The organism is Marinobacterium litorale DSM 23545 (assembly GCF_000428985.1).
Lineage (GTDB): Bacteria > Pseudomonadota > Gammaproteobacteria > Pseudomonadales > Balneatricaceae > Marinobacterium_D > Marinobacterium_D litorale.
Genome location: NZ_AUAZ01000004.1, coordinates 58,753 through 71,266 on the forward strand (window position 1 = coordinate 58,753; position 12,514 = coordinate 71,266).

11 protein-coding genes are annotated in these 12,514 nt (G+C 58.0%); 1 reads left to right on the plus strand and 10 read right to left on the minus strand.

Annotation, left to right across the window (positions count from 1 at the left end; genetic code table 11):
* The first annotated feature begins 53 nt into the window (after window positions 1-53).
* Complete coding sequence (locus tag G403_RS0104695) at window positions 54-359, plus strand: YhbY family RNA-binding protein (protein ID WP_027852969.1); 306 nt, start codon at window positions 54-56, stop codon at window positions 357-359.
* A 71-nt stretch (window positions 360-430) separates the two neighbouring features.
* Here G403_RS0104695 and greA read toward each other — a convergent pair whose 3' ends face one another.
* From greA to G403_RS0104745, 10 genes are all read right to left on the minus strand, one after another.
* On the minus strand, window positions 431-907 hold the full coding sequence (greA, locus tag G403_RS0104700; RefSeq protein WP_027852970.1) for a transcription elongation factor GreA: 477 nt from the start codon (window positions 905-907) through the stop codon (window positions 431-433).
* Complete coding sequence (gene carB / locus G403_RS0104705; RefSeq protein ID WP_027852971.1) at window positions 904-4,128, minus strand: carbamoyl-phosphate synthase large subunit; 3,225 nt, start codon at window positions 4,126-4,128, stop codon at window positions 904-906. Before carB ends, greA begins: the two co-directional genes overlap by 4 nt.
* Window positions 4,129-4,180: 52 nt before the next feature.
* Window positions 4,181-5,314 carry a glutamine-hydrolyzing carbamoyl-phosphate synthase small subunit gene (gene carA, locus G403_RS0104710; protein WP_027852972.1) on the minus strand — a complete coding sequence of 378 codons (1,134 nt, stop codon included), beginning with the start codon at window positions 5,312-5,314 and terminating at the stop codon, window positions 4,181-4,183.
* Window positions 5,315-5,577: 263 nt separating this feature from the next.
* Entirely contained in the window at window positions 5,578-6,150 is a 573-nt protein-coding gene (gene mepK / locus G403_RS0104715) for a peptidoglycan L,D-endopeptidase MepK (protein WP_036232609.1), read from the minus strand.
* Between the two features lie 84 nt (window positions 6,151-6,234).
* Window positions 6,235-7,860, minus strand: coding sequence for a L,D-transpeptidase family protein (locus tag G403_RS22195; RefSeq protein WP_051298549.1), 1,626 nt, complete (start codon window positions 7,858-7,860; stop codon window positions 6,235-6,237).
* Window positions 7,861-7,940: 80 nt separating this feature from the next.
* The gene (gene parE, locus G403_RS0104725; protein ID WP_027852974.1) at window positions 7,941-9,836 is read right to left on the minus strand and encodes a DNA topoisomerase IV subunit B; all 1,896 of its coding nucleotides are present in this window, start codon (window positions 9,834-9,836) and stop codon (window positions 7,941-7,943) included.
* A gap of 17 nt (window positions 9,837-9,853) precedes the next feature.
* The gene (locus tag G403_RS0104730) at window positions 9,854-10,492 is read right to left on the minus strand and encodes a YqiA/YcfP family alpha/beta fold hydrolase (RefSeq protein ID WP_027852975.1); all 639 of its coding nucleotides are present in this window, start codon (window positions 10,490-10,492) and stop codon (window positions 9,854-9,856) included.
* A 37-nt stretch (window positions 10,493-10,529) separates the two neighbouring features.
* Window positions 10,530-11,318 (minus strand): metallophosphoesterase, encoded by a 789-nt coding sequence (locus G403_RS0104735; protein ID WP_027852976.1) that lies wholly within the window; start codon window positions 11,316-11,318, stop codon window positions 10,530-10,532.
* A complete protein-coding gene (locus G403_RS0104740) occupies window positions 11,311-11,754 on the minus strand; it encodes a DUF1249 domain-containing protein (protein ID WP_027852977.1) in 444 nt (147 codons plus the stop codon). The genes G403_RS0104735 and G403_RS0104740 overlap by 8 nt, the downstream gene beginning before the upstream one ends.
* 4 nt (window positions 11,755-11,758) lie before the next feature.
* On the minus strand, window positions 11,759-12,382 hold the full coding sequence (locus G403_RS0104745; protein WP_027852978.1) for an NUDIX domain-containing protein: 624 nt from the start codon (window positions 12,380-12,382) through the stop codon (window positions 11,759-11,761).
* Window positions 12,383-12,514: the final 132 nt, after the last annotated feature.

The window sequence follows — 12,514 nt, forward strand, 5'->3', positions numbered from 1 at the left end:
ATTGGTCCTCGACCCACAAGGGCCAGATCTATAAAGAGGCACCGTATTCTAGTATGAGCTTATCCCCTGAGCAAAAGAAGCAGTTCCGCACCCTGGGACACCAGATTAACCCCATCGTTACCGTCGCGGGCAACGGCCTGTCGGAAAATGTTCAGCTGGAGGTTGATCGGGCGCTTGAAGACCACGAACTGATCAAGGTGAAGTTCGCCGTCGGCGACCGGGAACTGAAGAAAACATTGATCCGGGAGCTGTGCGAGATCGTTGAAGCCGAGCTGATTCAGGAGATCGGCAACATCGCACTGATCTACCGGGCAGCGCTGGAACCCAACCCGAAGCTCTCCAACCTGCTGCGGCTCTGATCAACACCCCGAACTCATAAAAAAACCGCCGAAGCTTCTCAGCCCGGCGGTTTTTTACGTAAAGTCACATCCTAGATGTGCTGCACCTCGGAGATTTCATATTCGATCAAACCTCCCGGGGTATCCACGGCAGCAATCTCACCCTCTTCCTTGCCGATCAGAGCGCGCGCTATGGGCGAGTTAACCGAAATCTTTCCGGCCTTAATATTCGCCTCATCGTCACCAACAATCTTGTATGAGACTGTCGCTTCGGTATCCAGGTTGATCAGCTCAACGGTGGTGCCGAATATCACCTTACCGGTGTGATCAATCGCAGTCACATCGACCACTTGAGCCAGCGACAGCTTATGCTCAAGCTCCCGAATCCGCCCTTCGATAAAGCCCTGCTGCTCACGGGCCGCATGGTATTCCGCATTTTCCTTGAGGTCGCCGTGCTCGCGGGCTTCCGCGATAGCGCCGATCACTTTCGGACGCTCCACCGATTTGAGGTGAGCCAGCTCTTCGCGAAGGCTTTTTTCGCCTTCAACCGTCATGGGTACTCGATTCATTCTGCAACTCCTGCATGCAGATCCTGCAGACTGCGCACGGTTTTCTCCTCACCGTACTTCAACGCCTCGGCGGTCGCCGCTGCACCCGCCAGCGTCGTGGTGTAGGGCACCTTGTGCTGCAACGCCGAACGGCGAATCTCCGCAGAATCAGCGATCGCCTTACGTCCTTCCGTGGTATTGATGACGTAAGCGATCTCACCATTCTTCAGCATATCAACGATATTGGGCCGACCTTCCGCTACCTTGTTGACGCGCTCAACCGCGAGGCCAGCGTCACTGAGCAGCGCGGCTGTTCCGGAGGTCGCTACCAGTTTAAAGCCCAGTTCTACCAGATCACGGGCCACCGGGACAACGGCCTGCTTATCTACGTCACGCACCGAGATAAAAGCGGTTCCCTTGCACGGCAAGCGTTCACCGGCCCCCAGCTGCGCCTTCATGAACGCCTCGCCGAAGGTCGCACCGGTGCCCATCACTTCGCCGGTCGACTTCATCTCCGGCCCCAGGATCGGGTCAACCCCCGGGAACTTGTTAAACGGGAAAACGGCTTCCTTGACGTTATAGAACTTGGGCACGATCTCTTCGGTAAAGCCAAGCTCTTCAAGGCTCTTGCCCGTCATCACCAGTGCGGCGATCTTGGCCAGCGAAACTCCGATACATTTGGAGACGAACGGCACGGTGCGCGATGCACGCGGGTTCACCTCGATCACGTAAATTTCGCCATCCTGGTAGGCCAGCTGCACGTTCATCAGGCCCACAACGCCCAGTTCCAGGGCCATCTTGCGCACCATTTCGCGCATTTCGTCCTGAACATCGGCCGCCAGGTTGTACGGCGGCAGCGAGCACGCCGAGTCACCGGAATGCACGCCCGCCTGCTCGATATGCTGCATGATGGCGCCGATCACGACGGTTTCGCCATCACTGACCGCGTCGATATCGACCTCGATCGCCGCATTGAGGAAGTGGTCCAGCAGCACCGGCGCATCGTTGGACACCTGAACCGCGTTGTTCATGTAACGACGCAGCTCATCTTCCTTGTACACGATCTCCATGGCACGACCACCCAATACGTAGGAGGGACGCACCACCAGCGGATAACCGATATTCTTGGCCTGGATAATCGCCTCTTCCAGAGAGCGAACAGTGGCATTTTCCGGCTGCTTCAGCCCCAGACGTTTCAGCATCTGCAGGAACTGTTCGCGGTCTTCGGCACGGTCGATCGCTTCCGGGCTGGTACCGATAATCGGCACACCCGCCTGCTCCAGAGCAACCGCCAGTTTCAGCGGAGTCTGACCGCCGTACTGAACGATCACGCCCTTGGGCTTCTCGACATGGGCGATTTCAAGCACATCTTCCAACGTGATCGGCTCGAAGTAGAGTCGGTCGGAAGTGTCGTAGTCGGTGGACACCGTTTCCGGGTTACAGTTGACCATAATGGTCTCGTAACCATCTTCACGAGCCGCCAGCGCTGCGTGCACGCAGCAGTAGTCAAACTCGATCCCCTGACCGATACGGTTGGGACCACCGCCGATAACCATGATCTTCTCACGATCGGTCACATTGGCCTCGCACTCCTCTTCATAGCTGGAGTACATGTAGGCGGTATCGGTGGCAAACTCGGCTGAGCAGGTATCAACGCGCTTGAACACCGGACGTACGTCCAGTTTCTGACGCTGCTTGCGGAACTGTTTCTCGGACACACCCAACAGCTGCGCCAGACGGGCATCGGAGAACCCTTTGCGCTTGAGGCGGTATACCTGATCCTTGCCCAGCTCGCTCAGCGCCATCTCGGAGACGCGCAGCTCTTCCTTGATCAGATCTTCAATCTGCACCAGGAACCAGGGATCGACACCGCTCAGGTTGTAGATTTCATCGACACTCATACCGATACGGAAAGCATCGCCGATGTACCAGATACGCTGTGCGCCCGGCTGAGTCAGCTCGGCGATAATCTCGTCGCGCGCTTCTTCTTCGTTCTCCAGGCTGACCACCGGATCAAAGCCCACGGAGCCCACTTCCAGACCCCGAAGCGCTTTTTGCAGCGATTCCTGCTGGGTACGGCCGATCGCCATTACCTCGCCCACCGACTTCATCTGTGTGGTCAGACGGTCATTGGCCTGCGGGAATTTCTCGAAGGTAAAGCGGGGGATCTTGGTCACAACGTAATCGATTGCAGGCTCGAATGAAGCCGGCGTGCGACCACCGGTAATGTCGTTCTGCAGTTCATCCAGGGTGTAACCGACCGCGAGCTTGGCCGCCACCTTGGCGATCGGGAAGCCGGTGGCCTTGGACGCCAGCGCGGAAGAGCGTGACACACGGGGGTTCATCTCGATCACGACCATACGGCCGGTTTTGGGATCGACACCGAACTGAACATTGGAGCCGCCGGTTTCCACACCGATTTCGCGCAGTACCGCGATCGATGCATCACGCATCAGCTGATACTCTTTATCGGTCAGCGTCTGGGCCGGCGCCACGGTAATGGAGTCGCCGGTGTGAACGCCCATGGCATCGAAGTTTTCGATGGAACAGACGATGATGCAGTTGTCATTCTTGTCGCGAACAACCTCCATCTCGTACTCTTTCCAGCCGATCAGGGATTCGTCGATCAGCAGTTCGTTGGTCGGCGACAGATCCAGACCGCGTTCACAGATCTCGATAAACTCTTCCCGGTTGTAGGCAATACCACCACCGGAGCCACCCATGGTGAAGGAGGGGCGGATAATGGCCGGGAAGCCGATGGAGTCCAGCACCTGCAGCGCTTCTTCCATGCTGTGTGCGATGGATGCGCGCGGGCATTCCAGACCGATGTTTTTCATCGCCGTATCGAAGCGTTCACGGTCTTCCGCCTTGTCGATGGCGTCCTGAGTCGCGCCGATCATCTCTACACCAAACTCGGCCAGCACGCCTTCGCGATCCAGGTCCAGCGCGCAGTTCAGCGCTGTCTGGCCACCCATGGTCGGCAGCAGCGCGTCCGGGCGTTCTTTCTCGATGATTTTGGCAACGGTTTTCCAGTTAATGGGCTCGATGTAGGTCGCATCGGCCATCACCGGATCGGTCATGATAGTGGCGGGGTTGGAGTTCACCAGAATAACCCGGTATCCCTCTTCGCGCAGCGCCTTACACGCCTGTGCACCGGAATAGTCGAACTCGCATGCCTGGCCGATAACGATGGGCCCTGCACCGAGGATAAGAATACTTTGAATGTCCGTACGTTTTGGCATCTGTCTTACCGGTCGTATCTGTTTCTGTTCGAGGATGTCTATGCGTTCTGGATCAGGCTTGAGCTTTCATCAGCTCGATAAACCGATCGAACAGCGGTGCCACATCATGCGGCCCCGGACTGGCTTCCGGGTGTCCCTGGAAGCTGAACGCCGGGCAGTCCGTGCGCTCGATCCCCTGCAGGGAGCCATCGAACAGCGATTTGTGAGTTGCACGCAGCGTATCGGGCAGCGATTCTTCATCAACGGCGAAACCGTGGTTCTGACTGGTGATCATCACATGTGAGCTATCCAGATCCTGCACCGGATGGTTGGCACCGTGGTGACCGAACTTCATTTTCACGGTTTTGGCACCCGACGCCAGCGCCAGTAGCTGATGCCCCAGGCAGATACCGAACACCGGCTTACCGGAGGTCAGTATTTCGCGAATCGCCGTAATGGCGTAATCACAGGGTTCCGGATCCCCGGGTCCGTTGGAGAGAAATACACCATCGGGATTCAGCGCCAGCACGTCCGACGCCGGGGTCTGAGCAGGTACCACTGTCAGACGACAGCCACGCTCAACCAGCATGCGCAGGATGTTGCTCTTTACGCCGTAGTCGTAGGCCACCACATGGTAGGGAAGTTCGGCATCGGTTCTGTCTGCATGACCTTCACCCAGCTTCCAGCTACTGGAGCGCCACTGATACGACTCGGTCACACTGGCTTCCTTGGCCAGATCCATCCCCTTAAGCCCCGGGAAAGCACGGGCCGCGGCCAGCGCTTTCTCTTCATCAACCTGATCGCCGGCCATGATGCAGCCGTTCTGAGCACCTTTTTCGCGCAGGATACGGGTCAAACGGCGGGTATCGATATCGGCAATGCCTACAATATTCTGCTCGCGCAGATAAGCATCCAGCGACTGTTCAGAACGGAAATTACTGGCCAGCAACGGCAGATCACGGATCACCAGACCGGCCACCCAGGTGGCTCGGGATTCCGCATCCTCGGCATTGACGCCGACGTTACCGATATGTGGATAAGTCAGAGTGACGATCTGCCGACTGTAGGAGGGATCGGTCAGAATCTCCTGGTAGCCGGTCATCGAGGTATTGAAAACCACTTCACCACTGGACTCACCATCGGCGCCAATCGCTACCCCCCTGAATACGCTGCCATCTTCAAGGGCCAGAATGGCTGGTCGCGTCAATTGAACCTCCCCGCGCGTGCGCTGAAAAAAACTGATCGGAAAAGAGCTGTCTTAACTGCCTGCAGCCTTACTGCATACGTGCAAAAAAGCGAGGTAAAACCGGGGGTTTACCTCGCTCGACATATAATACGGCTGACTTCCTGCTGAACCTGCAGGTTAAACCGGCAATATTCTAGTGCATCAGACCTCGGCTGTCCACGCAACAAGCGGCCTCCGGCACCACCCGGAGCACACTCATCCTAATGCACAAGGCCGCCTAAAAATCAGCTGCCCCAGTAGCGCACCCGCCCGGTATCGATATGAATAAAATCGGACTGGGAGTAAAGACCGACGCCTCCGACCTTGAGATTGACCGCACTCTGATGCAGCTTATGCAGATCAACCCCGGGCAAACGGATATCCAGCGCGCGGCCCTGCATGTGGAGACTGCGTTTTGCCACACCACTGCTGTTGGCACGCAGCGCATCATTGGTCTTGGGGGAGCGATAGCCGGAGATAATCTCGAAAGGCCCCTTGCGCCCGGCTCTCAGTTTGAGCATGTGGAGCATATCCAGCAGCACGGGATCGATGGGGTAAACCTCTCCGGTCCGGAAATCCCGCAGGATATGGTTAATCTCGGCGAGGCTCTCGCTGAGATAGTCCCCTTCAGCCCAGTAGGTCAGCTTCGACTTTTCCCCGGTGTGCAGGTTATGCAGCGCCAGATGACGCTCATGCTCCGGCGGCAGGGCAGCAAAACTGTTGTGGATGGATAGGCCCGCAGCAGTGGCTGCACAGCCCTTGAGAAAACCACGCCGGGAGAGTGGCGTGGCCAGTTTGGGATGTCGTTTTAACGGCACTCGTTACTACCTCTGGGTGTCGTCGATAAAAGAAGTAAAGTGATCGCATCATACTGAAATCAGATAATATTGAACAGATTCCAGTCAATGGTTGACCGCAAGTGCACTGTAAGGTTCAACCTCAGGTACTTTTAAACGCGCCAGTAAAGGACGGTCCAACCCATAGATATCGGGCCGGAACTGCAAACGCCCCTCCGGATCCACCCAGGCAGTCAGGTAGACCAGATACACCGGCACCGGCTTAGAGAGCGCCCGGACACTGGTCGCCGGTCCGGACATGGCATCACTCAACCAATCACTCAGGCGCGGATCCTCAGCCAACAGATACTGCGCCAGAGCGACAATCCCCTCCACCCGCACGCACCCCGAGCTGAATGGGCGCAACGGTTTTTCGAACAGCGATTTGGAGGGCGTATCGTGCAGGTAGATGGAAAAGGGGTTCCTCATGCCAAACTTCATCTGACCCAACGCGTTCAACGGCCCCGGCGATTGAATCAACCGGATATGCCCCGGGTTCGTCCAGTCCACCTGCATCGGATCCTCACTACGCCAGCGCCCCTCATCAAAGCGCTCTACACGTACATTGTTCTCCGCCAGCCAGCCGGGGTTCTCAACGATCTTGGGAATCAAATCCTTACGCATGATGCTGCGCGGCACCGTCCAGTCCGGATTAACTGTCAGGGACTCCAGTGTCGACTGGAACGAAGGCGTGGGGCGATGGGGACGCCCGCTGATTGTCCGGGCATGAAAACGCACCACACCCTCCTCGACCAGATCGAGAAAATAACCCGCCGGGCTCACCAGCAAGTAGCGATCCCCCAGGTTGCGCGGCAACCAGCGCCAGCGCTCCAGATTTGCCTCGATCTGTGCAAGCTTGCCTGCCAGCGGCTCCATCAGTGCAGCCCGGGTTTTCGGCCCCACAATTCCATCCACACCCAGCCCCTGGCGCTGCTGAAAGCGACGAACCGCTGTAACAAGCTGATCATCATAGAGTTTCGGTGCCGTCTGATCCGCCAGAGGGTCCGGCTCCGCATCACCCTGCCGGATCAGGTAACTGCGCAACAGGGGCACTTCCGGTGCCTGATCGCCGGGCTCCAGCCGCATTTCCGGCAACTCAGGCAAAGCAGGCTGGGCGGCCAGCAAACGGTAATGCTGGTATCGCTCTACCAGCTGCCTGTATCCCAGAGCGCTGGGTGCCAGCGACTCAATAACCTGCTTGGGATCGCGCTGCTGTAAAGCTGTGATCGCCAACGCCAGCGTATCCAGCTCGGGGCGCGGCAGATGCCAGAGCCGATCCAGGTGAGCGACATCACGCCCCCGGCCCATGTCATTCACCAGTCGCAGCAGCGCGTCGCTCAGCAGCAGGTCACGCGTCGGCACGGACTGCGTCTCGGTGAGTTGGCGGTCGTGATAAAGCGATGCGGGGAGCCCCTGAGAAACAGCCGTATCCAAAGCCTGCAGCAAGGAGTCAATCAACGGCGTATCGGGGTTCCCGTCCGCGTCATGCCAGAGATAGGGGCCCGGAAAGCCGGCATAAAGCTCACGCAGTTGATTCCAGTGAGGAATAGGCTGGGTGCGGGTGAGACTCAGGTCGGCAGGGGCCAGCGGCAACGGCGCGGCGGAAACAGACTGAATTGCCAACACAGCAAACAGAAGGCAAACCAGAAGCGGTGAGCACAAACGGCTCCGGCTTGCGGATACGGCGGGCATGACTGCACCTCGGCCAATCGTGGGGGCGCGGCTTATCCGTCCCCCTGCCCATTACATTATAGCTCAGAACGGCCGATTGATCAGATCACCTCGGCCAGATTGCCTTTGCTCTCAAGCCACTGTTTGCGATCCGAGGAGCGCTTCTTGGCCAGCAGCATATCCATGGTCTCTACCGTGCCGTCATCATCCTGCAGCGTGAGCTGCACCAGACGGCGGGTATCGGGCGCCATGGTTGTCTCACGCAGCTGTAACGGGTTCATCTCCCCCAGTCCCTTGAAGCGCTGCACGTTGATCTTGGCGTTGCGACGCTCGGCCTTGATCCGCTCGACAATGCCCTGCTTCTCATCATCATCAAGCGCGTAATACACCTCTTTACCGGCATCGATACGATACAACGGCGGCATCGCCACGTAGACATGCCCGGCCGCCACCAATGCCCGGAAATGGCGGACAAACAGCGCACAGAGCAGGGTCGCGATATGCAAGCCGTCCGAGTCGGCATCCGCCAGAATACAGATGCGGTTATAACGCAGCCCCTTGAGATCCTCGGATCCCGGATCAACACCAATCGCCACCGAGATGTCGTGAATCTCCTGAGAGGCCAGAATCTCACCCGACTCCACCTCCCAGGTATTCAGGATCTTTCCGCGCAGCGGCATGATCGCCTGAAACTCCCGTGAGCGCGCCTGCTTGGCCGAACCACCCGCAGAGTCACCCTCCACCAGGAACAGCTCAGCCTGGGACATATCGGTACCGGAGCAGTCCGCCAGCTTGCCCGGCAGAGCAGGCCCCTGGGTCACCTTCTTACGCACCACTTTTTTGTTGGAACGCATGCGGCGCTGGGCGTTGGCGATCACCAGCTCGGCGATATTCTGGCCCTCGTCCACATGGCGGTTTAGCCAGAGCGAGAACGCGTCTTTAACGGTGCCGGAGATAAAGGCCGCAATCTGGCGGGAAGAGAGGCGCTCCTTGGTCTGCCCGGCAAACTGCGGGTCTCGCATCTTAGCCGACAGGATGTAGCAGCAGCGCTCCCAGACATCTTCCGGGCTCAGCTTGACCCCGCGTGGCAGCAGATTGTGGATTTCGCAAAACTCGCGCATCGCCTCCAGCAGACCCGATCGCAAGCCGTTAACATGGGTCCCACCCTGTGCGGTGGGGATCAGGTTAACGTAGCTTTCGGCGGTTACTTCACCACCGTCCACCAACCACTGCACCGCCCACTCCACCGCATCTTCTTCGCCCTGCAGGTGCCCGGTGAAAGGCTCGGCAGGCAGTGTCTCGTAAACCTGAGTATTCCCCTTGAGATAGGCCACCAGCCCATCCTCGTAGTACCACTCCTCTTTCTCTTTTTTACCGGCACTGTCATCGACAAATATGACGCGCAATCCCGGGCAGAGCACCGCTTTGGCGCGCAGATTGTGTTTCAGGCGGGAAACGCTGAACTTGGCGGAATCAAAGTACTTGGGATCGGGCAGGAAACGCAGCTGCGTGCCGGTGTTGCGCTTGCCACAACTATCCACAACTTCCAGCTCCGAGACCTTTTCGCCATCGGCAAAACCGATCCGATAGACCTGACCACCGCGCTTGATCTCCACGTTCAGCAATTTTGAAAGCGCATTGACCACCGATACCCCTACCCCGTGCAGACCGCCGGAGTAGGTATAGTTATCGTTGTTGAACTTGCCACCGGCATGCAGCCGCGTGAGAATCAGTTCAACCCCACTGACCCCCTCCTCAGGGTGGATATCCACCGGCATGCCGCGACCATCGTCGCTGACCGCCAGTGATCCATCCTGATGCAGAACCACCTCGATCTGCCGGGCATGGCCGGCCAGCGCTTCATCGACAGAGTTATCGATAACTTCCTGCGCCAGGTGGTTGGGCCGATCAGTCTCGGTGTACATGCCGGGACGGCGTTTGACCGGATCCAGACCACTAAGGACCTCGATAGCTTCGGCGTTGTATTGTTTAGACATCCGTCGATTTCCTGTAATCAAAGAGCACTGAACGGCAGAGGCGTTGGTTCCGGGAGCTCAATGCGCCCCTGGCCGAATGCCTGAATCGCCGGGATCAGCTGTTCAAACTGATCAAAGCCATGACTGCCCCCGGACTGAACGAATTGCGCAACCCCGGCGTATTTTTCCACCGCCTCCCGGTAATCCAGAGTTTCATCACCGGTTTGCACCAGCAGCAAATAGGCGTCAAGCGCTTTCGGCGCGGGCCTGTCCAGCGCCTTGAGCTGCTCCAGGTGCCGCTCCGTTAGCCGGTAGCGTTCTGCCGTATAAATATTTTCATTCTCGCCCAGCCAGCGCTCCAGCAGCGCGTAAGGTCTTACCGCCGGATTGACCAGTACAGCACTCAGTGGCTGAGCCCGTTCGGTTATCGTTTGCATCAGGTAGTGGCTGTAGTAACCACCCAGCGAACTGCCAATTAAAACCACCGGCACCGATGCCAGCTCATCCAGCAGCGCTTCAAGCTGCTCAATCGCCCGTTGCGGCCATTGCGAAAGTGCCGGGCAGTGAAAGTGATCGCTCTTCCCCTGCTCAGCCAGATACGCGGCCAAAGCACGCGCCTTGTAGGAGCCTGGCGAGCTGTTAAATCCGTGAACGTAGATATAAACCGGGTCTGACATGGGCACTCAGTGCGACAGCATCTTGAATGCGGCAACGTTACCCAAGGGAGTGCGGCGGCGCAAGCCGACGAACGTGCTGTTCGATGCGCCCGTCGGCATGAAGCCGATACCAGCAATAGCCCGGGCCTGACCGGTTCATGTCGGTTTCAAGGGCAAAGCTGTCGCTGGCCGGACGAAACTGCACACTGGTGGCCGGTGAACACCAAACCGGTATGCCGTCCTGCTCAAGGGCCTGCTGTTGATGCAGATGGCCGCAGATAATGCCCCGAACCTGTTTGTAACCGCGCAGGCAGTCAAACAGCGTCTCGGCATTGGCCAACATAATCTGATCCTGCCAGACACTGTCTGTACTCACCGGATTATGGTGCATCACCAACAGCACGTGCCGATCCCGCGTCTCGCTCAACATTGCGCTCAGCCACTGCAATGAAACCTCGGACAGGGAGCCGGAACCGCGACCATCGGGTTCAGCCGTGGAATCAAGCAGCAACAGCGTCCAGGCATCGAGATCGATCCGCTCCATCCCGCAGGGCTGATTCCGGCACTCACGCATCGCCGCCGGCTCATCATGATTACCGGGAATCCAGTGTTTCAGCCCGGGCAGGGGATCAACGATACTCAGCAGCCGTCGATACGCGGCGGCGGGACCATGATGGACCAGATCACCGGTCAGCAGAACCCGGTCAAATACCATCGACAGAGAGAGCGCATCATCCACCACAAGACGCAGATGATGATCACTGTCGATATCACGAAAACGCGCTTGAGGATCGGCAGTCAGATGACAGTCGGTCAGCTGAAGCAAGGATAAGACGGTTTCAGCCAACGAACACCGGCTCCATCAAATGACCGTGATTCAGACATTGAGTGAGGCATTCGCCGAGAAACGCATTAAGCTGGGCTTTTTCATCGGGCTGATGCATCTGCGGATTGGGGTAGGCATAACGCCCTGATAACTGACGACGCTGACGCATGCAGATCACCTCGGCCATCAAAGCATCGTGGTAGAGGCGCACCAGCAACTGCGGCGACTCCAGCCAGCGGGAATCGCTCTCCGACTGTTGGGAAACCAACACGGTAGTCGTGTAGCGAAAGCGCTCCTCAACCTCCAGCCGCACCAGCGCACTGCGCCCCTGCCAGCTGATCTGATACTCCCGCTGATCGGTATTATCCAGATCGGGAATCAGCTTCAGCAAGCGGGCGTAGTTAGCCTCGCATATCGCCATCTGGCGGCTGAGATCAGGTACATATTTGCGCTTCATCGGGTCAGGCAGACTCCTCACTGCGAATTTTCATGCGATTGAGCTCAAGCCACTGTAGCCCAATAATCGCCGGTCCACTATTGATACGCCCATCCCTGACAAGTTCAAAAGCGGCCTCCGCCGCCAGGACGTGTACTTTGATGTCTTCGCCCTCTTCTGGCAACCCATGCACACCCTGTGCCTGGCTGGAGTCGACGCAGGCGAACATCAAATCGATCCATTCATCGCAGCCACCGGGGCTCGGTAAAAAACGACTGATCGGGCGTACGCCGGTAACAGCCAGCCCCGCTTCTTCGTCACTTTCCCGGACAGCCACATCAGCCGCCGCCTCACCGGGCTCCACAATACCGGCCACCAGCTCGAGCAGCCAGGGGCCCTCTGGCGCTTCCAACGCCCCCACCCGGAACTGCTCCACCAGGATCACCGCATCGGCATGGGGGTCGTAGAGCAGAACGCACACGGCGTTACCACGTCGAAACAGCTCTCGCCGAATATTGACCTCGCCACCCTGAAAACGACGGTGACGCAGGTGCAAGCGGTCCATTTTGAAATACCCGTCGTAGACCCGCTCCTCTTTATCCAAACGATAATCCGGGTCGGAAAAACCGGGGCGCCACGTCCTGTCCATAAAACCTCCGCTGCTCCACTACTGCTTTGACTATACGCTTTTTACGGGCGACATACTCAACCCCGGGTTTCGCTGCACTGCGCCCGGGCTACACACCTTCCAGGGGCTGTGGATAGGTAGCTCGGCAGAAGC

What these genes read in the sequence shown, in the direction of transcription:
- G403_RS0104695 (WP_027852969.1), top strand. Translation starts at nt 54, where the DNA reads ATGAGCTTATCCCCTGAGCAAAAGAAGCAGTTCCGCACCCTGGGACAC.
- greA (WP_027852970.1), bottom strand. Translation starts at nt 907, where the DNA reads ATGAATCGAGTACCCATGACGGTTGAAGGCGAAAAAAGCCTTCGCGAA.
- carB (WP_027852971.1), bottom strand. Translation starts at nt 4,128, where the DNA reads ATGCCAAAACGTACGGACATTCAAAGTATTCTTATCCTCGGTGCAGGG.
- G403_RS22195 (WP_051298549.1), bottom strand. Translation starts at nt 7,860, where the DNA reads ATGCCCGCCGTATCCGCAAGCCGGAGCCGTTTGTGCTCACCGCTTCTG.
- parE (WP_027852974.1), bottom strand. Translation starts at nt 9,836, where the DNA reads ATGTCTAAACAATACAACGCCGAAGCTATCGAGGTCCTTAGTGGTCTG.
- G403_RS0104730 (WP_027852975.1), bottom strand. Translation starts at nt 10,492, where the DNA reads ATGTCAGACCCGGTTTATATCTACGTTCACGGATTTAACAGCTCGCCA.
- G403_RS0104740 (WP_027852977.1), bottom strand. Translation starts at nt 11,754, where the DNA reads ATGAAGCGCAAATATGTACCTGATCTCAGCCGCCAGATGGCGATATGC.
- G403_RS0104745 (WP_027852978.1), bottom strand. Translation starts at nt 12,382, where the DNA reads ATGGACAGGACGTGGCGCCCCGGTTTTTCCGACCCGGATTATCGTTTG.